Source organism: Erythrobacter sp. Alg231-14 (genome assembly GCF_900149685.1).
Taxonomy (GTDB): domain Bacteria; phylum Pseudomonadota; class Alphaproteobacteria; order Sphingomonadales; family Sphingomonadaceae; genus Erythrobacter.
On record NZ_LT702999.1, the window covers coordinates 2638381 to 2662038 of the forward strand.

Sequence of the window (23658 nt, forward strand, 5' to 3'; positions counted from 1 at the left end):
TGGCCGCGTCTAAAGATGCGGGCCCAAAACGATAGAAATGTCGGGAAGGACGGCGTTAATTCCTAGCTATAATAGTCCTGCAATGACCGGACTTCAAGCTGGGCTGGTGTGATTGCCGCAATTGCCGCCGCCGCTGCGCATGATGCCGCCGCGGTTGTGTAATACGGAACCTTCTTTTCCAACGCCGTTGCGCGGATAGATTTGCTGTCCAATAGCGATTGCCAACCCTCTGTGGAGTTGAAGATCAACGCCACTTCGCCGTCGATGATTTTGTCGACGATGTGCGGCTGACCTTCGGCAACTTTGTTCACCCGCTCCACGTCAAGCCCTTGTTCAACAAGGTATTTCTGTGTTCCCGATGTGGCGATGATGCGGAAGCCTTCATCGATCAAGTTGCGCACAGCCGGTACGATCACCGGTTTATCCGAATTTTTGACCGAGACGAAAACGGTTCCTTCGCGCGGCAAAGTCATTCCGGCGCCCAGTTGCGATTTGAAGAATGCCGCTTCGAAATTTGCATCGATGCCCATCACTTCGCCGGTTGATTTCATTTCGGGCGTTAAGACGGGATCTGAGCCGGGGAAACGACCGAATGGGAAAACCGCCTCTTTGATGGCCATGTAATCCAGATTGCGTTTAAACGGTTCGAAATCGGCCAGCTTTTCGCCCGCCATTACGCGCGATGCGATTTTGGCGACTTGTTGACCGATGGCTTTGGCAACAAACGGGACCGTGCGACTGGCGCGTGGGTTCACCTCGATAAGGTACACCTCGCCATCTTTCACGGCGAATTGGACGTTCATCAATCCGCGCACACCCAATGCAAAGGCCAAGGCTTCTGCCTGACGCTCCATCTCTGCGATGATGTCTTGATCGAGCGAATAGGCAGGCAACGTACACGCGCTGTCGCCGGAATGGACGCCAGCCTCTTCGATGTGCTGCATCACACCGGCGATGCGAACTTCGTCGCCATCACATAGGGCGTCGACATCGCATTCGATCGCATCGCGCAGATATTGATCGACCAGAACCGGGCTTTCGCCCGACACATTGACGGCCGTTTTGATGTAATCATCCAGCTGCGCTTCGGAATCGACGATTTCCATCGCCCGACCACCCAAGACGAACGATGGCCGCAACAACACAGGATAACCAATCCGCGCCGCAACGGCGGCGGCTTCGTCACGCGTGTAGGCGATGCCATTATCGGGTTGTTTCAATCCCAATTTGTCAACCAATCTGGCGAACCGTTCCCGGTCTTCGGCGTGATCAATCGCATCGGGCGACGTACCTAGGATCGGGATGCCCTCATCCTCCAACGCCTGAGCCAGTTTCAATGGAGTTTGCCCACCAAACTGAACGATGACGCCAACGAGTTCGCCGGATTGTTGTTCAACCCTCAGGATCTCTAGAACATCTTCGGCAGTCAAAGGCTCAAAATACAGCCGGTCTGACGTGTCGTAATCGGTCGAGACGGTCTCTGGATTGCAGTTGACCATGATCGTTTCGTAACCCTGCTCTGCCAAAGCAAAACAGGCATGCACGCAGCAATAATCGAATTCGATGCCCTGCCCGATACGGTTTGGACCACCGCCAAGAATGACGATCTTCCGCCGTTCGCTGGGCTCCGCCTCGCATTCGGGCTCTCCGAAACTTGGCGCTTCATAGGTCGAATACATATAAGGCGTGATCGCCTCAAACTCGGCGGCGCAACTGTCGATCCGTTTAAACACGGGCAGCACACCGAGTTTTGTACGGAGAGAGCGAACTTCCTCTTCGCTGGTCGCACCCGCCATCGCTTGCAACGCATCATGCAACAGGCCCGATCGCTTCGCCTGAGTTTCCGCCATGCCTCCGGCCACGCCAACCGAACGCACGGCCAATGTCGCCAAACGTTTGTCGGAGAAACCCATGGATTTCAGACGCCGCAACCCGGCCGCATCGTTGGGCAATCCGTTGGTCGACACGTCTTTCTCTGCGGCGATGATCGCTTCGATCTGGCGAAGGAACCACGGGTCGTATCCGGTCACGTTTTGGATGTCTTCGACACTCAGCCCTTCACGCATGGCCTGCGCAACCTGAAGCAAGCGATCCGGTGTCCGCCGCGAAATGGCGGCGTTGATGACATCGCGTTGAACCCCTTCGAGTTCAGTGACGCGATTGAATCCATCAAGACCCGTTTCCAAGCCGCGCAACGCTTTTTGCATGCTTTCGGCAAAGTTGCGGCCGATCGCCATCACTTCACCGACCGACTTCATCGCCGTCGACAATGAAGAATCGGCGCCCTTAAACTTCTCAAAAGCGAAACGCGGGATCTTGGTAACGACGTAATCGATTGTCGGTTCAAAACTGGCCGGAGTCGCGCCGGTGATCTCGTTCGTGATCTCGTCCAACGTATACCCTACCGCCAATTTCGCGGCCACGCGGGCAATTGGAAATCCAGTTGCCTTCGACGCGAGCGCAGAAGAGCGCGAGACACGCGGGTTCATTTCGATAACGATAAGGCGTCCATCCGCCGGGTTCACCGCAAACTGAACGTTAGAACCGCCGGTTTCGACACCAATTTCACGCAGCACGTCGATGCTCGCGGTGCGCATGATCTGATATTCTTTGTCGGTCAGGGTCAATGCGGGGGCAACGGTGATCGAATCCCCGGTATGCACCCCCATCGGATCGACATTTTCGATGGAACAAATGATGATGCAATTGTCCGCCCGATCGCGAACGACCTCCATCTCATACTCTTTCCACCCCAGCAGCGATTCTTCGATGAGAACCTCTGTCGTGGGGGACGCGTCCAAACCATCACGGACGATCTTATCGAACTCTGCCTTGTTGTAGGCGATGCCGCCGCCGGTGCCGCCCAGGGTAAAGCTGGGTCGAATAATCGCCGGAAGGCCAGTGCGTTCCAACACTTCGCGCGCTTCTTCGACTGTGTTCGCAACGCCGCTGCGCGCGCTTTCAAGGCCGATCGAATCCATCGCATCGCGGAACCGTTGGCGGTTTTCCGCCTTGTCGATCGCGTCCGCCTTCGCGCCGATCATTTCAACGCCGTATTTTTCTAAAGTGCCGTCCGCATCCAGAGCAAGCGCGCAATTCAATGCGGTTTGGCCACCCATCGTCGGAAGAAGAGCGTCCGGCTTTTCCTTGGCGATAATCTTGGCCACGATTTCGGGCGTGATTGGTTCGATATAGGTCGCATCGGCAAATTCCGGATCGGTCATAATCGTTGCCGGATTGCTGTTGACGAGGATGACGCGGTAGCCCTCCTCTTTCAGCGCTTTGATCGCCTGAGTCCCCGAATAATCGAACTCGCACGCCTGACCGATAATGATCGGACCTGCGCCAATAACAAGGATGGAGGATATGTCGGTGCGTTGTGGCATTACAGACCTTTGTCTAAAATAAGCCGTTGTTGGGCATTCGTAATTGAGTGGGCCGGCAGTTCACCATCGACCAGCGACGCTTCGGACGTAAACCGATAGGAAATGAGGCGCATTCCCGAGATTTGGCGTTCGCATCCTTGTCGCTTTAGATTGCGATGGAGATCGGCATCCCCGCGCACTTTGTAGAGCGCCGGGTCGTCTACCCATAGCATCGCGCCTTCGAAAACGGCTGGCGTGTCGACAAACCGGTCGCGCGCATTTTGAGTGGATGATCCCGCGGGTACGACCGTTACTCTCGTTGCTGGTGTTTCGCCCTCTTCAAGCCGAGCGAGAGACCTAAAATCGTGCGGGCTAACATGGGTGATGTCGTAGGTGAAAGTTGGGATCCATATACCTTCATCGGATTCCATCCGAGGTCGCGTTGTTGAACTATTGGTCAATCGGTCAAGGCAATCATTGACGGTTTCCACGCCCTCTCGCCAATCCGGATCGGTCGGCAAACTGTCACAGCCGACAAGCGCGATCGACGCCGCACCAAGTGCTAAACATCGTAAGATCATATCGCCTCACCGCTGTCATCGGCCGGCGGTTCGGCGGGCGGATCGAATGTCTCATTAAATACGCCATCGACCGATAACAAACGCATGCCCGGTAATTGCCGTTCGCATCCCGCATTCACCGATTGATTAACGGGGATGTTGTCCCCCAACACGCGGTAAAGCGCGGGATCGGTCGCCATGAAGAATGCCCCTTCTGGCGTGGCAGGCAGCTCTCTAAAGCGCGCAACAGCGGTAGAGGTTTCGTTGGTCGCCGCCATAAGCCGCGCGCCGGCCGTTTCATCACTGCCCGGAACGGTCAGTTGTTGCAGCTCTTCCAGCCCCAATTTGGTGATGTCATAAGTGTAAGCCATCCGGGCCGTGGTCGTATCGAGTTCATCGCTAAGACCAGCAACGGTGGACGCCAGACGCGCAAGGCACTGCTCTACCGTCTCTGCGCCCTCACGCGGGTCGGTATCGTCGAAATATGAGCACGCGGGCAGCAGCAACAACGACGCAAGTGGGACAAGGCCAAAAAGCTTGTTCACGCCAGGCCTCCGACAAACTTCTCAAACAGGTAGAAGCTGTCTTGCGGTCCGGGTGAGGCTTCAGGGTGATATTGCACACCGAACGCGTTTTTGCCCTTTACTGCGATGCCGCAATTGGAACCGTCAAACAGGCTCACATGGGTCTGTTCCACCGTTTCTGGCAATGTGTCGCCATCGACCGCGAAACCGTGGTTCATGCTGGTGATTTCGACCAGACCGCTGGTGTCGCCCCAACCTTCTCCAACGCGTTGGACCGGGTGATTGGCGCCACGATGCCCCTGATGCATTTTGATCGTCTTTGCGCCCGCCGCCAACGCCAGCATTTGGTGGCCCAGACAAATGCCGAAAATCGGCATATCGGCATCCAGCAAGCCTTGGATCACGGGCACAGCATACTCTCCAGTGGCTGCGGGATCACCGGGGCCGTTGGACAAGAACACGCCATCCGGTTTCAAAGCCATGATCGCGTCCAATGATGTCTTTGCCGGGACAATTGTGACTTTCGCGCCGGCCTTCACCAGATTGCGGAAGATATTGTCTTTGGCACCGAAATCGATCGCGACAACATGCGGCGTCGCATCGTCAGCGGCCCGACCATAACCATGGCCCAATCGCCAATATCCGCCTTCCCAGCTTTGTTGATCATCGCGGGTCACGCGAATCGCCAGGTCCAATCCTTCAAGCCCGCTCCATTCTTGTGCGCGAGCAATAAGGGCCGCGACTTCGAAATTTCCGTCGGGCGAATGCGCGATCACCGCGTTCGGTGCGCCGCTTTTGCGGATGCGACGCGTCAAAGCGCGTGTATCCACACCCGCCAGACCAATCTTGCCGTTGCGCGCCATCCAATCGGTGAATTCCTCGATGCTGCGGAAATTGGATGGCTGGGTCACGTCTTCGCGCACGATACAGCCAACGGCGGCATCAACGTCGCCTTCGACGTCTTCGGCATTCGCGCCGACATTGCCGATATGGGGAAAAGTGAATGTGACAATTTGAGCCGCGTAGGACGGGTCGGTCATCACTTCTTGGTAACCGGTCATGGCAGTGTTGAAACACACCTCGCCGACCGCTTCACCAACCGCGCCAAAGCCTTTGCCCCATATGACCGAACCATCGGCCAGAACAACGCATCCGGTCGCGTCTTTGGGTTGCGCAGGAATAGTGGCGGATGGGGCCATGGGGCACTCCGTTAAATTGGTTTTCGCAGCAATGTCGCTAAGACCCACCGGCTAGAGAGGGTGCGCGCGCGCGTCAACCTAGGCGCGGCCCCGATCATGCGTTATGGCGCGTTCCAACACCACTCCATCCACAGCAAAGTTCAATTTGTCATGATCAGAGACGATATTAAAGCCGCCACCATCACCGCGATGAAAGCCAAAGAGAAGGAACGCACCGCGACCCTTCGCCAGATTTCGGCCAAAATCAAAGATCGCGACATTGAGGAACGCACCAGCTCCAAAGAAATCGACGATGACGCCTTGGTCACCAGCGTTTTGCAAAAAATGGCCAAGCAAAGGCGCGAATCGATTGAGATGTATGTCACTGGCGGCCGCGACGAATTGGCCGCAAAAGAACAAGGCGAGCTATCCGTGATCGAAGGCTTCCTCCCTCAAATGATGAGCGAGGACGAAACCAAAACCGCAATCGATGCGATCAAAGCGGAATTGGGCGCAGACAGCATGAAAGACATGGGCAAAGTCATGGGCGAATTGAAATCGCGCCACGGCGCCGTGCTAGACGGAAAATTGGCCAGCGGGCTGGTTAAGGCCGCTTTGAGCTGATCAAATCCTGACTTAAATCCGTTAGCGCACAGATTGGTCCACAGCGCCGACAGTTGCCGGGTTGAACCCCGGTCGCTTTCGGCCCATTTTTGCAGCCATGGCCATAACCCCGCAATGGAAAGACGAACTGCGCGCGCGGATCACGCTATCAACCGTGATCATGCGCACCGACAAGCTCGTCAAAAAAGGGCGGGAATGGACGGCGTGTTGCCCATTCCATGATGAAAAAACGCCCAGCTTTTACGTGAACGATCAAAAGCAGTTTTATCACTGCTTTGGCTGCGGCGCGCATGGCGATGTCATCAGCTGGATGACCGAACAACGCGGGTTGTCGTTTATTGACGCGATCAAGGAACTGGCGGCGGAGGCCGGGATGGAGGTCCCTGCCCCCGATCCAATCGCAGCAAAACGCGCGGAAAAGCGTGCCGAGTTGGTCGATGTCACCACCGAGGCACAGGATTGGTTCGTGCACACCTTGCGCAGCGCCGAAGGGCGTGAGGCGCTGACCTACTTAAAGGATCGTGGGCTAAAACCGGAAACTTTGCGTGAATTCGGGTTTGGCTATGCCCCAGAGAGCAAACAGGCGTTGAAGGCCGCTCTCTCTCGTTTCGACGAACAGATGTTGGTTGAGTCAGGCATGAGGATCAAAACCGATGACGGCAAAACCTATGATCGTTTCCGCGAACGAGTCATGCTGCCTATTCAGGATGCGCGTGGTCGGGTGATCGCATTTGGCGGACGGATATTGGGCAAACGCGCCAACGGTTATGGGGGCGTCGCGAAATATCTCAATTCCCCCGACACCCCGCTCTTTGACAAGGGGCGCACGCTTTACAATTTGCATCGCGCAGCCCCGGCTTCGCGCCAATCGGGCCGCATCGTCGTAGTCGAAGGGTATATGGACGTCGTCGCCCTGGCTCAGGCCGGGTTTACCGATGCCGTCGCCCCATTGGGCACCGCGCTTACGGAAATGCAGTTGGAAATGTTGTGGCGCATGGTCGAGGTGCCAATCTTGTGCTTCGATGGCGACGCGGCAGGTCAAAAGGCTGCGATGCGGGCCGTCACCCGCGCGCTCCCCATGCTGGCTCCGATGCGTTCTTTGTCGATCGTGCGATTGCCAAGCGGCATGGACCCTGACGATCTGATCAATGATCAAGGGCCCGGCGCGATGGAAAAGCTCCTGTCAGAGCCGAGCAGCTTGCTGGATACTTTGTGGAATTTTGAACGCGAAGCAAAGCCGCTTTCCAGCCCAGAGGCCAAAGCAGGGTTGAAAGCGCGTTTGATGGAGCACGTAGATTCGATTGAGGATCAAGACATCCGCGCGTTGTACCGGCGCGAACTGCTCGATCGATTCTCTGCCTTTGCCTATCCGCCGCGCGAACCGCGCAACAATCAAGGCACACCGTTCCAACGCGGATCATGGAATGGCCAAAAATCGGCGCCACGCAGTCTTTCTCAAGGGACCCGCGATATTTTGAACAGAGCGATGCAAGGAGGGCAACGGGCCACCTTATTGTCCTCCGTTATCGCCGGATTGGTGCGCCATCCCGGTGAAATCGCGAGACACGCAGAGGCCCTTTCCAGGCTGGCAAACCTTGACCCAAAAGCCGCGCCCGCAATTGAATCGCTGATAGAGCTGTCGGAAACGCTTGATTCGCACACAACAAACGCCATATCAGACGTGCAAGGCTATCCTGCCCCACCGGAAGACCAACGTTACGCCTTTCTTCGAGAAGGCACATCCCCCGGTGAAGCGCGCGAGGAACTGGCCGAAGCTGTGTCGTTGCTGGCCCAAAAACCAGCACTCGAAGCCGCTATGGCGGCAACGATTGCTCGGTTCGACGATGATCCCGAAGGGTCATTTGCCGAGCAGGCCCGGTTGCGACAACAGCTCACGACAGTTGACGAACGTTTAAAAGCGTTCGGTAGGCGAAAGGCCGGTTCACCGGCCACACAGGATTAAGCCGGCACTTCGCGCTGGTACGGGATTAACAATGGTGTGTGCGAGACGGCCCCAAAAAAGGGTGACCGATCGACCGTTCACCGGACAACAGATTGACGATACTTCATGGCATCAACCGCAAAAACAGCCGACAAAGAAGACGCTCCGCTGATTGATCTGAATGAAGCTTCTGTGAAGAAGCTCATGACCAAGGCGAAGAAGAAAGGCTACATCACCTATGATGAGCTGAACACCGCTTTGCCGAGCGACATGAATTCGGATCAAATCGAAGACATCCAAACCGCCTTGTCGGAAATGGGTGTTCAGATTGTCGAAAACGACGAAGAAGCCGAAGCCGAAGCAGAACAAGAAGCCGAGGTCGAAGAGATCGATGTTGGCGACAAAAAAGGCGCAGCCAAGAAAGACGCCAAAACGCCGGTGGTCAAAAAGACCGCCGCCGATGGTCGGACCGACGATCCGGTTCGCATGTATCTGCGCGAAATGGGCGCGGTCGAACTGCTCAGCCGCGAAGGCGAGATCGCCATTGCCAAACGGATCGAATCCGGCCGCGACATGATGATCATGGGCCTTTGCCAAAGCCCGATCACATTCCACGCAATCATCCAATGGTCCGAAGCACTCAACAACGAAGACATGCAGCTTCGTGAGATCCTCGATTTGGATGCCATGCTTTCCAAAGAACCTCCGCCTGACAAGATGGAGGAAGAGAACGAGGAAGACGACGGCGAGATTTCGGAAGAAACCGCCGGCCCCACCATTCGCGACGATGACGATGACACGTCTGATGAAAGCGAAGACGGTGAAGAGGGCGAAGAAGGCTCTGAAAAGAAAGAAGAAGAAGAAGAGGAGGACAACACCCTTTCTCTCGCTCAGATGGAAGCCGCGCTTAAACCCGACGCGATCGAACGGTTTGCCCGCATCACCAAATTGTTCAAATCTTTCGAGAAACTTCAGGCTGAACGTGTCGACACGCTGGCCGATGGGGGCGAATTCCCCAAAGCGAAAGAGAAGAAATACGAAAAGCTCGGCGAAGAGCTCACTGCCGAAGTGGAAAGCATGCAGTTCCACGCGACCAAAATCGAATTTCTGGTCGACAATCTGTACGCCTTTAACCGCCGTCTAACGGCGTTGGGTGGCCAAATGCTGCGTTTGGCAGAGCGTCATAAGATTAAGCGCATCGATTTCCTCAAATCCTATGTCGGTAATGAATTGGACGACAGCTGGATCGCGGCCAACGCGAAGAAGGACAAAAAATGGAAAGCGTTCGCGGATAAAGAAGACGGCGCGATTGACCGCATTCGCACCGAAATCACAGATATTGCCGCCAACACCGGCATGGCTTTGCCTGAATTCCGCCGCATCGTGAACATGGTGCAAAAAGGCGAACGCGAAGCCCGCATCGCGAAAAAGGAAATGGTCGAGGCGAACCTGCGTCTCGTGATTTCTATTGCGAAAAAATACACCAATCGCGGCCTCCAATTCCTTGATCTTATTCAAGAAGGTAACATCGGTTTGATGAAGGCCGTTGATAAATTTGAATATCGTCGCGGCTACAAATTCTCGACTTATGCGACATGGTGGATTCGTCAGGCGATCACGCGTTCGATCGCGGATCAGGCCCGCACGATCCGTATTCCGGTTCACATGATCGAAACGATCAACAAACTGGTCCGCACGTCGCGTCAATTCCTGCACGAAGAAGGCCGCGAGCCTACTCCAGAGGAAATGGCAGCCCGTCTGTCCATGCCATTGGAAAAAGTGCGTAAGGTGATGAAAATCGCCAAAGAGCCAATCTCCCTTGAAACACCAATTGGTGATGAGGAAGATTCGCATCTGGGTGACTTCATTGAAGATAAGAACGCAATCATCCCTGTGGATGCCGCGATCCAAGCGAACTTGAAAGAAACCGTCACCCGCGTCCTCGCCTCGCTCACACCGCGTGAAGAGCGTGTTTTGCGGATGCGGTTTGGTATCGGCATGAACACCGATCACACTTTGGAAGAAGTGGGCCAACAATTCAGCGTGACGCGCGAACGTATTCGTCAGATCGAAGCAAAGGCGCTTCGCAAGCTGAAGCACCCAAGCCGTTCGCGCAAAATGCGTTCGTTCTTGGATCAGTAAATCTGTTGTTGATCGGGGCGCCATCGGCGTCCCGATCACAATAATCTCGTCACATAGGTTCGACTAACCGACCTTTGACCACCTGATAGGCTTGGATTCCTGCGATCTCGGGCAATGTGATGCGCACTTCAAACGCATCCGACTGATACGATCCTGTCACATTCTGCGTATGTTCGGGAAATGGGGCGACCGCCGATTGGCTGAGATGTCCCGAAATCTCGCCATTCGCGAACACGACATCTCCCGCCGCTCCTGCACTGTAGAACGCGTTGAAAAACACCGTTTTGGCATCCATCGCCGCCAATTGCTCCGACACTTTGGCAGAATGGGTTTGCGGCTCGATGCGATCTGGGTGAATGTCAGATTCCATCCAGCCTTCAACTTCCCACTCTCCGGCCTGAAAATCGCCGCCACCCGGCATACAGGCCGAAGTCATCGAAAACGCGGCAAGAGCGAGAGCATTTAGAGTCATTTTTTTCATGCCGATGACTTCTACTGCGAAAACCTAAAGATCGCTTTATTGCGCATTTCACCAAGACATCCGCGCCTGCATATTGTTTCCTCCAACCGCGCCGGGCATATGACATAGCCCCTCTAAGGAGCATACTCCGTGTCGAATTCAGCCAAAGTCATCGCCATTGTCAGCCAAAAGGGCGGTTCGGGTAAAACAACACTTGCGGTCAACCTCGCCACGCGAGCGGCCCAAGCCAAGAGTGAAAGTTGTGTAATTGACACCGATCCCCAGGCGACGGCGGCGGCGTGGGGCGATTGGCGGGGGGATTTCTTACCCGTAGTGGTGACCGCGCCCCCTGCCCGGCTTGCCAGAACCATCGGAAGTGCGGCCAAGAACGGCGTCGATTTCATCGTGATAGACACACCACCTCATGCCGATGCGGCTGCACGTGAGGCAATAAAGGCCGCGGACATTGTCCTTATCCCGACAAAGCCGCGTGCATTCGATCTGCATGCACTGGAGCCGATTGCAGATCTGGTCTCCTTTGCGAAAAAACCGGCCTTTGTGGTGCTCAACTCGGTGCCATCGGGCGCGACTGTCCTGACAGAAGAGGCGCGGAGCACTGCCAAAGAGATGGGATTGAAAGTATGTCCGGTGGAACTGGGCGATCGCGCCGCCTTTCACCGGTCGTCGGCCAAGGGTGAAACCGCCGGCGAAATGGACCCGGATGGGAAAGCCGCCAAAGAGATCGAAGCCTTGTGGAAATGGCTACGCAAAACGTTCAAAAAGCAGGATAAGTAAGCCGAGAGTTCGCCCTGTACAATTGGTGCGACACACGCCTTATTACTTTAATACCGGCGTCCGGCATCGTCATCATATGACCTTGCGTTCAATCCGTATTTGAGGCGATAATCTTCCGGCACTACGGGCACAGGAGCGGCCGGCAATCGCCCAAACCTGCTGCGCGTGCGCCGCAATTCCACTTCGGGAATTTCCGACCATTCGATTGTGTTGCGCGCCGTTAAGGCAAAATCGCCCGCATTGGTAAGAGCACCCGCACGCACCTCAAATGAAGGCGCATCTTCATCATAGCCGCGGCTGGGCCTGGACAATTCCAACGACCCGTAGATGCCCGGCTCTTCGACCAAGCACCTTTCGTTGATCGCAGGCACTTTTGCGCAATTCATACCGTGGGCCACAAGGCGATAGGTGCCGGCGCGCAATTGATACGTTTGAACCTTGTATTTGACCGTGTCGTTGCCGAACGAGAAGAAGCCCTGACGCCGGTTGAACCGCACGACATCTGTATCATTGGCAACGTCACCGCCGTCGCGCAGGAAATAGACGTGGATCGGATCATCCAAATACAGCTCGCTTCGGATCGAAATCGTGACGGCGCCATAGCCATCGTCAATTGCGGAAGCCCGTGTCACCCTCTCTGCCGGGGTCCCGGGATCGGCCAACGCCGTCGTCCATGCCGGCAATGCAAACCAAGCAATGAGAAAGGCAAAAAGGGCAGAACGCATGGCGGCCAAACCTGTAGAAAAACGATGAAAACACGGCGACGGTCGCGAAAGATGAAACATGCAGCCGATCTGTACAAGAGGCTCATTCGGGCTAATTGTCCCAATTCAACGCAAATTTGCGAAAAACACGCGCACAAGCCGTCGAAAAGCGGGCGATCCGGGGTGGAACCAAGGCGCGCCTCTGACTATGTAACCGGCCATGCGTATAGCCATAGCCTCAGATCACGCCGCCACCGACATGAAAGCAGAAATTGCCGAATGGTTGATGGCCGAAGGACACGAAGTCGCCGACCTTGGCCCTGAAGAGGGTGAGAGCGTCGATTACCCCGATTATGGGTACAAATTGGCGTCTGTAATCGCGGATGGAACGGTTGAATTCGGCGTCGCTCTTTGCGGATCAGGGATCGGCATCTCAATCAGCGTCAACCGTCACGCCGCTGTGCGATGCGCGTTGGTTTCCGAACCGCTCTCTGCGGCGTTGGCTCGTGAACACAACAACGCAAATTGCATTGCCCTTGGCGCGCGGTTGACGGGCATCGAAATGGCGAAGTCTTGCGTAGCTACTTTCCTCAGCACCGAATTTGCCGATGCGAATGACCCGGCTGGGCGTCATCAACGCCGTGTTGCGAAACTTGGCCATCCACCTGTTCAAACCGACCATATTGAGACCCACTAATGAGCACTCAACCCACCGCCGCCGCCCCTCTGGATGGTTTCTGGAACGATGATCTTGCCAAGGCGGATCCTGAAATCGCGGCGGCTATTGGCAGCGAACTGAAACGTCAGCAGGACAAGATCGAGCTTATTGCGAGCGAGAACATCGCTTCCAAGGCCGTTCTGGAAGCAACCGGCAGCGTTTTCACCAACAAATACGCCGAAGGGTACCCCGGCAAACGCTATTACGGCGGGTGTGACTACGCCGACGTAATCGAAACATTGGCAATCGACCGGGCTAAGGAATTGTTCGGCTGCAATTTTGCCAACGTCCAACCCAACAGCGGCAGCCAAATGAATCAAGCGGTGTTCCTGGCCCTACTACAGCCCGGCGACACGTTCATGGGCCTCGACCTTAATTCTGGTGGGCATCTTACTCACGGATCGCCGGTCAACATGTCGGGCAAATGGTTCAACCCGGTTAGCTACGGTGTGACCGAAGGCGAAGAATTGATCGATATGGAGGCGGTTGCGGCCACGGCGCGCGAACACAAACCAAAGATCATTATTTGCGGCGGCACCGCCTATTCGCGCGTCTGGGATTTTGGAGCATTCCGCGCCATTGCCGATGAAGTGGGGGCCACATTGTTGTGCGATATGAGCCACATTTCCGGTTTGGTCGCTGGCGGCGCGCACCCTTCCCCATTCCCGCATTGCGACATCGTCACATCGACAACGCATAAAAGTCTGCGAGGACCACGTTCGGGCATTATCCTTTGGAACGATGAGAAATTCACAAAGCCGCTGAACATGGCGGTGTTCCCAGGGCTTCAAGGCGGCCCGCTTATGCATGTCGTGGCCGCAAAGGCGGTCGCGTTCCGCGAAGCCTTGGCACCAGAATTCAAATCCTACGCGCACCGCATTGTCGAAAATGCCCGCGCTCTTGCCGCAAGCCTCGAGGACAACGGGCTGCGCATTGTATCGGGCGGCACAGATAACCATTCGATGCTTGTCGATCTCACTGCAAAGAATGTGACCGGCAAAGACGCGGAAAAAGGTCTCGATCGGGCTTGGTTGACTTGCAACAAAAACGGCATCCCGTTCGACACCCGCTCCCCATTCGTCACAAGCGGCGTACGGCTTGGAACACCGGCGGGCACCACGCGCGGGTTTGGCCCGGCGGAATTCCGCCAGATTGGTGAGCTAATTGCCGAAGTCGTCGAAGGTCTTTCAAAGAATGGCCCCGAAGGCGATGCCCAGATTGAAGAACGGGTCCGCGGTCGAGTTTCAGAGCTTTGCAAGAATTTTCCTGTATATCCCGAGTAATTAATTTCATTATCGGCAAGAAAAGTTCGCTATGACCAAAATTGTGAAAAACGACGCTGTGATTGTAAACGAAGACGAGGAAGCAATGGGAAAGAAGAAAGATAAAGATTGGGTCCAAGACACCCGTGACGAAGTGTCGATCATGATCAAAGACGGATTTGACCACGATTCCACGAAACCAGTCTTGAAAGCGGCGGCCGTTGGCGCGGTTGCCGGTATTGTTCTTCCCGGCGTGGGATTGGCAGCGGGTCTTGTGGCCGGCGCCGGCCTTGCGCTGCATCATCACATTCGGAAATAAGCTCCCTCCATGCGCTGTCCTTTCTGCGCCAATGACGACACTCAGGTAAAGGACAGCCGTCCGACCGAGGATTCCACCGCAATCCGCCGCCGGCGGCAATGCGGGTCGTGCGGTGCCCGTTTCACAACCTTTGAACGCGTGCAATTGCGCGAGGTCACGATTGTAAAATCGGGCGACCGCAAAGAGGCATTCAACCGGTCAAAAATCGAACAATCCGTTGCCCTTGCCTGTCGCAAACGCGGCGTCACACAGGAGCGGATCGATCAACTGATCTCTGGCATACAACGTCAGGTTGAAACCGCCGGCGAACCCGAAGTGCCTTCGGCGCGAATTGGCGAAATGGTGATGGACGGTCTAAAACAAATCGACAGCGTCGCCTATATCCGTTTCGCCAGCGTCTATCGCGATTTCTCCGAAGCCCGCGATTTTGAAGAATTTGCGAGCACGGTCGTCGACGCGGCCAAGGATTAAGCCGCCATGGGCGCGGTAGAAACCAACAAACCCATCATCGTGCTCGTCCGCCCTCAATTGGGTGAGAATATCGGCAAAGCGGCACGCGCCATGCTCAATTTTGGCCTCACCGAAATGCGGATCGTGGCGCCGCGCGACGGATGGCCCAATCCATCGGCCGGTCCATCGGCCGCAGGTGCGGACATCGTGCTGGACCAAGCCAAGATCTATGACACCACCGCAGAAGCTTTGGCGGATTGTGAACATGTCTATGCAACGACGGTCCGCAAACGCGGCGTGCAAAAGCCGGTGGTGGGCGCCGATGGGGCCGCGCGGTTGATGCACACAAAGGTGGGCCGTCACGCGGTGATATTTGGGCGCGAGGCGTCCGGATTGGCGACAGAGGATGTTGCGCTTGCCCGCCACATTCTGACCGTCCCAATCAACCCAGAATTCGGGTCGCTTAACCTGGCTCAGGCTGTCATTTTGGTCGCCTATGAATGGTCCAGAATTTCCGCAGAATTGGCACCGCAACCCGACACTTTGGTTCAACCCACCGCCGAAGACGAATGGCTCCCGCCCGCCCCTCAAAATGAGCTGGACGGATTGGTCGGGCATTTTGAGAAATTGCTGAACCCGCGCGGATACTTTCTGCCCGAACCGCGCCGCGAGGCGACCGCTCGTACACTGCGCAATGTGTTGACCAAGCCGGGCTGGAACCACCTCGAAATCCGAACCTTGCGCGGGATTTTGAGCACGCTTGAACGGGGGCCTCGCGATCCGGAAGATTGAGACCATGGACAACGCACGTCCATGATATCAATCGGGCAAAGTTTGACGCAGTAAAATGCCGAAAAATGTCGAATAACTGGCATCAAATGTCGTTCATCGCTGGACGGTGGACACATCGCAATTGGCTCGCTAGCAATCCCGTTCTCTCTTCCCTAACTATGCGAGAATACTGATGAAACTCACCCTCACCCGTATTGCGGCCATCACCCCTATTGCCTTCGCGGCACCACTTTTGGCCGTCTCTGCTTTCGCCAATGAGCCTCAGGAAAACACGCAAGGCGACGCAGCCGCCGCAGAAGCTCCAGCGACTGCGCCTGCGACAGATGCACCAGCGACCACACAAAGCTCTGGCGCTATTGAAATTCCACCAGTGACACCAGTTGCCCCTGCTGAACCCGCTGCGGCACAGGAAGCCGAAGAAGAAGAGCGCATTTGCCGCCGCATTCGTTTGGACATGTCGAGCCGTCGGAAAAGCCGCGTTTGCCTAACGGAACAAGGGTGGCGCGACCTCAACAACCAACGTTGATCGCACGCGGTGAGTTTCAAACCGCGACATATGCTTGACGGGCGCGCCAACGAAAGCTAATGGCGCGCCTTCGCAATTGGCTCCGCACCCCGGTGAAGCGGTAGCCGCGTATGAGAACGGCCTTTCAGGCATGAATTCATACGGAGCGATGCCGGGTTAAACGGTTGGCATTTGGCCAGCCCAGCAAAATTGAAGGAAAGACGTATGTCGAAGCGCAAAAGCGCCAAGTACAAGCTTGACCGCCGGATGGGTGAAAACATCTGGGGTCGCCCAAATTCCCCAGTGAACAAGCGTTCCTACGGTCCCGGCCAACACGGTCAGCGTCGTAAGAGCAAAATGAGCGATTTCGGCCTGCAATTGCGCGCCAAACAAAAGCTCAAAGGGTATTACGGCGACGTGACGGAAAAACAGTTCCGTTCGACTTATAAAGACGCAACGCGTTTGAAAGGCGATACCGGCCAAAACCTTATCGGTTTGCTCGAACGCCGTTTGGATATGATCGTGTACCGCGCCAAGTTCGCGCCAACGATCTTTTCTGCTCGCCAAATCGTCAGCCACGGCCACATCTATGTAAACGGTGTGAAGTGTAACATTGCTAGCCGTCGCATCGACGTTGGTGATGTCATTAGCCTGGGCAGCAAAGCCAAGGAAATGGCTCTCGTCATCGAAGCGCAGAGCCTGCCAGAGCGTGAAATTCCCGACTACGTTGTTCCAGAAGGCAACGACAAAGTCGCATTCACACGCGTTCCAAAGCTCGACGAGGTGCCCTACCCGGTCACAATGGAACCAAACCTCGTGGTTGAGTTCTACTCGCGCTAATCCGCGACGACACGAAAACGAAAAAGGGCGGCTCCATTGGGGCCGCCCTTTTCTTTTGCCCTGTGCAAAGGCAAGCAAGGTGAAACAGTAAGGAACATGGCGATGAATGTGCTTTTGATTGATGGTCACCCGGGGCAATCCCGTTTCTCGTCTCACCTTTTGGACATCTACCAATCGGCTATCTCGGATGACCACGATGTCACACGGATCAATCTGCGCGATTTGGAATTCACGCCGATCTTACGCAACGGATATCTCAAACGCACCGATTGGGAGCCTGACTTACAAAAACTGGCGGAGCAATTTGACGCGTGCGATCACGCCGTATTCTCCTTTCCCATGTGGTGGGGCGCCGAACCGGCGGAGCTAAAAGGTTTGATCGACCGGCTTTTCCTGCCCGGCTTTATGTACAATTTTCAAGAAACCGGTTCGCTGTGGGACAAATTCATGGTCGGTCGGTCCGCGGATGTCATTGCGACAATGGACACACCCCCGTTCTTTCTCCGGCTGCTCTATAAGAATTCGATCATCCACCGCTGGAAACGTCAGGTGTTGGGCTTTGTTGGATTTAAGCCCGTGCGCTTCCTTGCCTGTGGGGCGATCAAAGACGGCGCCGCAGGAAAGGGGATCGCCAAATGGGACAAGAAAATCAAAGCCATGGCGGCATCAATCCAACCTCACGCGCCGGATAAGAAAGAAATGCGCCTAGAACGGTTTCTCAAACCGCAATCGGATTAATCGCGAATGCGGTCCCATTCGACCATTTCATAGGCGATCGACCCTTCGACGAGCCGTTCCCAAATGTCGCCCACAACCTCGCCGGGAATGCCGCGATGTTCGGCATCGGCAACCGCCGCGTTGATGACGCTGGCCTTGCGCTCTTCATCGCGGACGGCGTCACGCGTCGGCTTAATCCGTGCGGCGGCGCGCATATATCCAAATCGCTTTTCCAACAAAGCCACCAATTCGCGATCGGTCGCGTCAACGCCTGCGCGCACGTCGATCATCGATTCGCAACTCTCGGGGGATTTGGCCGTGTTCTCAGTCATGGCCGCGATTTGGCCTGATGCGGACGGTTTGTCGAGTGCCTAGTGTAACCATCGTCCAACCTTGTGATCACGACGGGTGCCAAACAGGCGCATTCGCATCCTATTTCTTCAAATAATCCCGTCGGAAACCGCGCGCAAACTCGGCAAATGTCCCATTTGAAATCGCATCGCGCATCGCCGCCATCAACGATTGATAGAACGCCAGATTGTGCTCTGTGACCAGCATTGCGCCCAAAATCTCACCGCTTTTGATCAAGTGATGGATATAGGCGCGCGAATATTTAGAACATGTCGGACAACCGCACTTTTCATCCAGAGGCCCTGTGTCCTCTGCGTGACGGGCGTTGCGCATGTTCAACGGCCCATTCCAAGTGAACGCCTGACCATTGCGCCCAGATCGCGTTGGCAGGACGCAATCGAACATGTCGATTCCGCGTTCCACCGCACCGACAAGATCATCGGGCTTGCCAACTCCCATCAAATAACGCGGACGATCTTTGGGCAATTGTTCGGGGGCATAATCGAGCACGGCGAACATAGCCTCTTGTCCCTCACCCACGGCGAGGCCGCCAACCGCATATCCATCGAAACCAATATCAATCAATTTGTCGGCGCTGATCGCACGCAATTCTTCGTCCAAAGAACCCTGTTGAATGCCGAACAATGCGGCCCGCTCTGCATGCTCTTCGCCGCTGTCGAAACCTTCGCGGCTGCGTTTGGCCCATCGCATGGACATTTCCATACTGGCAGCGATTTCATCACGAGGGCGGTCGGAACGTGGGCATTCATCAAACGCCATGATGATGTCGGAACCCAACAAACGTTGAATCTCCATCGACCGTTCCGGAGTTAACATGTGTTTCGACCCATCAATATGGCTCCGAAACTCCACGCCTTTCTCGGTCAATTTGTTGAGGTCCGATAGGCTCATCACCTGATACCCGCCGCTATCGGTTAGGATAGGCCGATCCCAATTCATGAATTTGTGCAACCCACCAAGCCGCGCGACGCGTTCCGCGCCCGGTCGAAGCATCAAATGATAGGTGTTGCCAAGGATGATATCGGCACCCAACGCACGAACAGCCTCTGGCTTCATCGCCTTCACCGTCGCTGCGGTGCCCACCGGCATGAATGCAGGCGTGCGAATTTCTCCGCGCTGCATTTGAATTACCCCGGTGCGGGCGCGGCCATCGACGGCGTTAAGCGTGAAATTGAACCTGTTGGACATCGCCAGACCCCTTAAACCGTCGCGTACCTATGTCGAGCAACAATCCACACTTGGCGATGTTAGACCGCCCTAAGCGCGGATCATTCACGCAGGCGCCAACCGGTCTTAAAGATATACGCGATCACCGCCGTACAAAGCGCCAGAAAGCCCAATGTCAGGCCAAGCGAGACCCAAATCGACACGTCCGATGTCCCGTAGAACGTCCACCGCAGACCACTCACCAAGAACGCGATCGGATTGGCCAAGGCTATGGCATTCCACGGTTCCGGCAATTCGTCGATCGAATAGAATGTCCCGCCCAAGAATGTCAGCGGGGTGAGGATCAACAGCGGGATAATCCCAAGCTTCTCAAAACTGTCCGCCCAAACCCCCAGGATAAATCCGAATAGGGAGAAACTCGCCGTGACCAACACGATAAAGCCGATCGCATAGAAGGGATGGACGATCTCAAAATCGACAAAGAATGTTGCCGTGACCAAGATGATCGCCGCCAGTATCAACCCCTTCGTCGCCGCTGCACCTACAAATCCAATCAGTGTTTCGGCCACACCGACTGGGGCGGACAAAAGCTCGTAAATGGTTCCGGTGAAACGCGGCATGTAGATGCCAAAACTCGAATTGCTGGTCGTTTCGCCCAACAGAGTCAGCATCAAAAGACCCGGAATAATGAAGGCCCCATAAGCGACGCCATCAACCGGTTCCATCCGGGCGCCAATAACGGTGCCGAACACGATGAAGTACAAGCTGGTCGTCAGAACCGGCGACAAAATGGATTGAAACGCGGTGCGCATCGCGCGCATCAATTCGCGTTGATAGATTGACCACGCGCCTCTGAGATTGAAACGCATCATGCCGCTTCCTCTTTTCCAGAACCGTCATTCACAAGGTCGACGAATATATCTTCAAGTGATGAATCGTGCACATCTATGCTGCGATAATCGATCCCCGCCGCGATCAATGCTTTGGTCAAACCGGCTACGTCTTCGCTGCCGCCTGTGCCCCCATCTGAGGACACTGTCCCGCCTCGGTAACACAATTTCAGGCCATCATCGCTGATCGTTACGGGGAATGCGGCGATCGAGTCTGGCAGTTTGGACAGCGGTGCGGACAATTCGATTACGGCCTCTGTCGTGCCCATGCGCTGCATCATCGCGTCTTTATCATCGACCATCAAAATGCGGCCACCGCGAATTATGCCAACGCGATCGGCCATCAATTCGGCCTCTTCGATATAGTGCGTGGTCAGGATAACCGTGGTGCCCCGCTCTCGCAAAGCGCCGATTTGATCCCACATACCTTTGCGCAACTCCACATCGACCCCGGCGGTTGGCTCATCCAGGAACAGCAATTCAGGCTCGTGCGCGAGAGCCTTGGCTATCAGAACGCGGCGCTTCATGCCGCCCGACAATTCGCGGATTTGACTGGACCGCTTTTCATAAAGCGATAGGCTTTTAAGGATGTCGGCAATCCGTTCTTTATCTGGGGGGTGACCGAACAATCCGCGCGAATAGGAAACGGCACGTTCCACCGTTTCAAACATGTCGGTGCTCAATTCCTGCGGCACCAATCCAATCCGCGCACGCGCCTTGCGCCAATCGCGAGCCAGATCATAGCCAAACGCTGTGATGGTGCCGGATGTTGGCCGGACCAAACCGCACACCGCCCCGATCAACGTCGTCTTTCCCGCGCCGTTGGGGCCCAGTAGGGCGAAAATTTCACCCTGACGAATTTCCAAATCCACGCCGTCGAGCGCGGTGACCCCTGCGCCTCTGGCGCCGGCATAGACTTTGGTAAGTCCTTCGATCTTTAGGATTGTGCTGCTCACGCCCTGTCAAATTCTACTTGAGAAGTTCTTCGAAGGCGGACGCGTCGATGTATTGAACATAAGCGGTCATCCCCTGCATCACGGCCGGATCGCCCATCAATTCCTGCATCGCAATTTGACCCAAACGCGCGCCCGCCGATTCAATCCCGGCATTGTCGCGCGCTTTCATCAACACGGCCGCTTCTTCGCCGCAATCTTGCGAAAAAAGCCGCGTGAACAAAGCCGCCATGGCACGGTCCGCTTCAACTTTCCCTTCGGCGTCTACGGTGACGATATCCTGCATCACGGAGCTGCTGCCGATATTCGCAGCCATCCAACGCATCGCCACGATCCGATCTCGACCCGTCGATGAAAGCGCCAAACATTCGCCCAATGCGCGCGATTGCTCGCTGGGATAGGCAATTTGAGTTTGCGCGTTAGCCGGGATTGCCGCTGCCGCAACGATCATTGTCAAAATGGTTTTCTTCATTGTGTCACTCCGGAAGCAAGAGGCTGGAATCGCCGTAGGAATAGAAACGATAGCCGTTAGCAATCGCATGCTGGTAAGCCGCCATCATACGATCACGCCCCATCAACGCACTGACTAACATCATCAATGTCGATTTGGGGAGATGAAAATTCGTCATAAGACCATCGACAACGCGAAATTGATAACCCGGCGTGATGAAAATGGCCGTGTCATCGGCAAATTCGCGCACGGTGCCATCTGTCGCCGCGGCGCTTTCCAGCAATCGCAAAGAGGTGGTGCCGACGGCTATAATCCGCCCTCCCGCAGCGCGCGCCGCATTGATCCGGCCTGCTGTTTCGGCATCAATCCGCCCGAACTCGGAATGCATGGCGTGATCGTCGGTGTCATCAGCCTTCACCGGTAGGAACGTCCCCGCCCCCACATGCAAAGTTAGCGTTTCTCGTTGAACACCGCGCGCATCCAACGCAGCAACCAAGGCATCGGTAAAATGCAGAGAAGCCGTGGGCGCCGCAACCGCGCCATCTTCGGCGGCGAACATCGTTTGGTAATCGGAAAGATCGCGTTCATCGACGCCGCGTTTCTGAGCAATATACGGGGGCAGAGGCATTGTGCCGGCTCGATCCAGCAAAACTTCAACCGGGTCGTCGCCTTCGAACATCAAAGTCATCGACCCATCATCGTAGCGGGCCTCTGCAATCGCTGTGACCCCACCGCCAAAGACCAATTGATCGCCCACCTTCACCCGCTTTGCGTTGCGGATAAACGCCTGCCATCGGCGCAGATCGATGCGTTTGTGCAATGTTGCACCAATCTTGGCCTCGCCGTTGGCACGGCGGCCTTCCAATTGGGCTGGGATCACGCGTGTGTCATTGAAAACCAAGACGTCGCCGGGTTCCAGCATATCGGGAAGATCCGAAACACCACGATCATCGAACGGACGATCTTGTCCCTTTACCAACAACATACGCGCGCCATCGCGCGGTCGCACAGGGCGCAGGGCTATCCGTTCTTGCGGAAGGTCAAAATCAAACAGGTCAACACGCATGGATAGCGCGCCTACCGCCTAGAGATTGCGAAAGATAGCCGTTTAAGGAAGCGGCGCGTTCAACAAATCTGCCGTGATATCTTGCGATGGTGCCGCAACAGGTGCGGTGGGCGCAGGGACCGGACGATTGTCGCTAGCGAAGGACGCTTGGAGGATGCGCGTTGGGTTTTGCGGTGGTTCGCCGCGATTGATCGTGTCCACAGCACCCATATTGTCGATCACACGGCCGATATTGGTGTAGCGCTTGTCCAAGCTAAAGCGCGGATAGAACACGATGAAAAACTGGCTGTTCGCGCTGTTTTCTTCTGTCGCACGCGCCATGGCCAACGATCCGCGAACATGCGGCATCGGGTTGAATTCTTCGTTCAAATCGGGGAGCTCAGATCCGCCCTGACCCGTTCCAGTGGGGTCACCGCCCTGGGCCATAAATCCATCGATCACACGGTGAAACACCACGCCATCGTAAAACCCGCGATTGGTCAGCGTCTTAATACGCTCCACATGGGCCGGCGCCCATTCTTCCATCAAACGGATTTTGACACGTTCACCGTTTGAAAGGTCCAACACCCAAATGTTTTCGGGCTTTTCAGTTTGATCAAAGCTGATCGCGGGATAGGTCCGCGTGTCCACCGGAGCGGCCGCAGCCTCTTCGTCTTGGGACATATCCATGTCGCCTTCGTCGCTCTGCGCAAAGGCGGCGGAAGGCGCCGCCAAGAATGCCAATGCGGCGATGGGCGCTGCGATCGACGATAGGACGTTTTTCATGGTGTTCTCAAACATAGCAATTTTCATGATTTCGCCTGTAACCGGCACAGCCTGACACTTCAATGAATGATCTGACCATCATCGACAGTTGGGCAAT

The 23658-nt window shown here is 55.7% G+C and carries 25 protein-coding genes; 12 read left to right on the plus strand and 13 right to left on the minus strand.

Features of this window, described 5'->3' with window-relative positions; all coding sequences use genetic code 11:
* Positions 1-62 precede the first annotated feature (62 nt).
* From carB to carA, 4 genes are all read right to left on the minus strand, one after another.
* Positions 63-3386 (minus strand): carbamoyl-phosphate synthase large subunit, encoded by a 3324-nt coding sequence (carB, locus tag BQ8290_RS12660; RefSeq protein ID WP_108790859.1) that lies wholly within the window; start codon positions 3384-3386, stop codon positions 63-65.
* Positions 3386-3796, minus strand: coding sequence for a hypothetical protein (locus tag BQ8290_RS12665; protein ID WP_337661396.1), 411 nt, complete (start codon positions 3794-3796; stop codon positions 3386-3388). Before BQ8290_RS12665 ends, carB begins: the two co-directional genes overlap by 1 nt.
* Before the next feature lie 146 nt (positions 3797-3942).
* The gene (locus BQ8290_RS12670; RefSeq protein ID WP_108790863.1) at positions 3943-4470 is read right to left on the minus strand and encodes a hypothetical protein; all 528 of its coding nucleotides are present in this window, start codon (positions 4468-4470) and stop codon (positions 3943-3945) included.
* The gene (gene carA, locus BQ8290_RS12675; RefSeq protein WP_108790865.1) at positions 4467-5648 is read right to left on the minus strand and encodes a glutamine-hydrolyzing carbamoyl-phosphate synthase small subunit; all 1182 of its coding nucleotides are present in this window, start codon (positions 5646-5648) and stop codon (positions 4467-4469) included. Before carA ends, BQ8290_RS12670 begins: the two co-directional genes overlap by 4 nt.
* Positions 5649-5798: 150 nt before the next feature.
* On the opposite strand from carA, the gene BQ8290_RS12680 reads away from it, so the two are divergent.
* The 3 genes from BQ8290_RS12680 (at position 5799) to rpoD (ending at position 10335) form a co-directional block, all read left to right on the plus strand.
* The gene (locus tag BQ8290_RS12680) at positions 5799-6251 is read left to right on the plus strand and encodes a GatB/YqeY domain-containing protein (RefSeq protein WP_108792387.1); all 453 of its coding nucleotides are present in this window, start codon (positions 5799-5801) and stop codon (positions 6249-6251) included.
* Between the two features lie 97 nt (positions 6252-6348).
* The gene (dnaG, locus tag BQ8290_RS12685) at positions 6349-8214 is read left to right on the plus strand and encodes a DNA primase (protein ID WP_108790867.1); all 1866 of its coding nucleotides are present in this window, start codon (positions 6349-6351) and stop codon (positions 8212-8214) included.
* A 105-nt stretch (positions 8215-8319) separates the two neighbouring features.
* Positions 8320-10335, plus strand: coding sequence for an RNA polymerase sigma factor RpoD (gene rpoD / locus BQ8290_RS12690; protein ID WP_108790869.1), 2016 nt, complete (start codon positions 8320-8322; stop codon positions 10333-10335).
* A 49-nt stretch (positions 10336-10384) separates the two neighbouring features.
* Here the strand turns inward: rpoD and BQ8290_RS12695 are convergent, their stop codons facing one another.
* Positions 10385-10816, minus strand: coding sequence for a hypothetical protein (locus BQ8290_RS12695; protein WP_108790871.1), 432 nt, complete (start codon positions 10814-10816; stop codon positions 10385-10387).
* Between the two features lie 129 nt (positions 10817-10945).
* On the opposite strand from BQ8290_RS12695, the gene parA reads away from it, so the two are divergent.
* Entirely contained in the window at positions 10946-11590 is a 645-nt protein-coding gene (gene parA, locus BQ8290_RS12700; RefSeq protein WP_108790873.1) for a ParA family partition ATPase, read from the plus strand.
* A gap of 47 nt (positions 11591-11637) precedes the next feature.
* Here parA and BQ8290_RS12705 read toward each other — a convergent pair whose 3' ends face one another.
* Positions 11638-12315, minus strand: a complete 678-nt coding sequence (locus BQ8290_RS12705; protein WP_337661397.1) for a hypothetical protein — start codon at positions 12313-12315, stop codon at positions 11638-11640.
* A gap of 199 nt (positions 12316-12514) precedes the next feature.
* Between BQ8290_RS12705 and BQ8290_RS12710 the strand changes: the two genes are divergently transcribed.
* From BQ8290_RS12710 to BQ8290_RS12745, 8 genes are all read left to right on the plus strand, one after another.
* Entirely contained in the window at positions 12515-12991 is a 477-nt protein-coding gene (locus tag BQ8290_RS12710) for an RpiB/LacA/LacB family sugar-phosphate isomerase (protein WP_108790877.1), read from the plus strand.
* Positions 12991-14295 carry a serine hydroxymethyltransferase gene (glyA, locus tag BQ8290_RS12715; RefSeq protein WP_108790879.1) on the plus strand — a complete coding sequence of 435 codons (1305 nt, stop codon included), beginning with the start codon at positions 12991-12993 and terminating at the stop codon, positions 14293-14295. Before BQ8290_RS12710 ends, glyA begins: the two co-directional genes overlap by 1 nt.
* A 31-nt stretch (positions 14296-14326) precedes the next feature.
* Complete coding sequence (locus tag BQ8290_RS12720) at positions 14327-14593, plus strand: hypothetical protein (protein WP_337661398.1); 267 nt, start codon at positions 14327-14329, stop codon at positions 14591-14593.
* A 9-nt stretch (positions 14594-14602) separates the two neighbouring features.
* Positions 14603-15064, plus strand: a complete 462-nt coding sequence (gene nrdR, locus BQ8290_RS12725) for a transcriptional regulator NrdR (protein ID WP_108790881.1) — start codon at positions 14603-14605, stop codon at positions 15062-15064.
* Between the two features lie 6 nt (positions 15065-15070).
* Positions 15071-15835 carry a TrmH family RNA methyltransferase gene (locus BQ8290_RS12730; RefSeq protein ID WP_108790883.1) on the plus strand — a complete coding sequence of 255 codons (765 nt, stop codon included), beginning with the start codon at positions 15071-15073 and terminating at the stop codon, positions 15833-15835.
* Between the two features lie 172 nt (positions 15836-16007).
* On the plus strand, positions 16008-16361 hold the full coding sequence (locus tag BQ8290_RS12735) for a hypothetical protein (RefSeq protein WP_108790885.1): 354 nt from the start codon (positions 16008-16010) through the stop codon (positions 16359-16361).
* A 204-nt stretch (positions 16362-16565) separates the two neighbouring features.
* Positions 16566-17180, plus strand: a complete 615-nt coding sequence (rpsD, locus tag BQ8290_RS12740) for a 30S ribosomal protein S4 (RefSeq protein ID WP_108790887.1) — start codon at positions 16566-16568, stop codon at positions 17178-17180.
* A gap of 102 nt (positions 17181-17282) precedes the next feature.
* On the plus strand, positions 17283-17918 hold the full coding sequence (locus BQ8290_RS12745) for an NAD(P)H-dependent oxidoreductase (protein ID WP_108792391.1): 636 nt from the start codon (positions 17283-17285) through the stop codon (positions 17916-17918).
* Here the strand turns inward: BQ8290_RS12745 and BQ8290_RS12750 are convergent.
* From BQ8290_RS12750 to BQ8290_RS12780, 7 genes are all read right to left on the minus strand, one after another.
* On the minus strand, positions 17915-18229 hold the full coding sequence (locus BQ8290_RS12750; protein WP_108790888.1) for a chorismate mutase: 315 nt from the start codon (positions 18227-18229) through the stop codon (positions 17915-17917). The two genes, BQ8290_RS12745 and BQ8290_RS12750, sit on opposite strands and share 4 nt — an antisense overlap.
* A 100-nt stretch (positions 18230-18329) precedes the next feature.
* Positions 18330-19457: a tRNA guanosine(34) transglycosylase Tgt gene (gene tgt / locus BQ8290_RS12755; protein WP_108790890.1), complete on the minus strand. Its 1128-nt coding sequence runs from the start codon at positions 19455-19457 to the stop codon at positions 18330-18332.
* Positions 19458-19537: 80 nt separating this feature from the next.
* On the minus strand, positions 19538-20308 hold the full coding sequence (locus tag BQ8290_RS12760; RefSeq protein WP_108790892.1) for an ABC transporter permease: 771 nt from the start codon (positions 20306-20308) through the stop codon (positions 19538-19540).
* The gene (locus BQ8290_RS12765; RefSeq protein ID WP_108790894.1) at positions 20305-21282 is read right to left on the minus strand and encodes an ATP-binding cassette domain-containing protein; all 978 of its coding nucleotides are present in this window, start codon (positions 21280-21282) and stop codon (positions 20305-20307) included. The genes BQ8290_RS12760 and BQ8290_RS12765 overlap by 4 nt, the downstream gene beginning before the upstream one ends.
* 13 nt (positions 21283-21295) lie before the next feature.
* Positions 21296-21751 carry a hypothetical protein gene (locus BQ8290_RS12770; protein ID WP_108790896.1) on the minus strand — a complete coding sequence of 152 codons (456 nt, stop codon included), beginning with the start codon at positions 21749-21751 and terminating at the stop codon, positions 21296-21298.
* A 4-nt stretch (positions 21752-21755) separates the two neighbouring features.
* Entirely contained in the window at positions 21756-22796 is a 1041-nt protein-coding gene (queA, locus tag BQ8290_RS12775) for a tRNA preQ1(34) S-adenosylmethionine ribosyltransferase-isomerase QueA (RefSeq protein ID WP_108790898.1), read from the minus strand.
* Positions 22797-22838: 42 nt separating this feature from the next.
* Positions 22839-23588 (minus strand): peptidylprolyl isomerase, encoded by a 750-nt coding sequence (locus tag BQ8290_RS12780; protein WP_337661399.1) that lies wholly within the window; start codon positions 23586-23588, stop codon positions 22839-22841.
* Positions 23589-23658 lie beyond the last annotated feature (70 nt).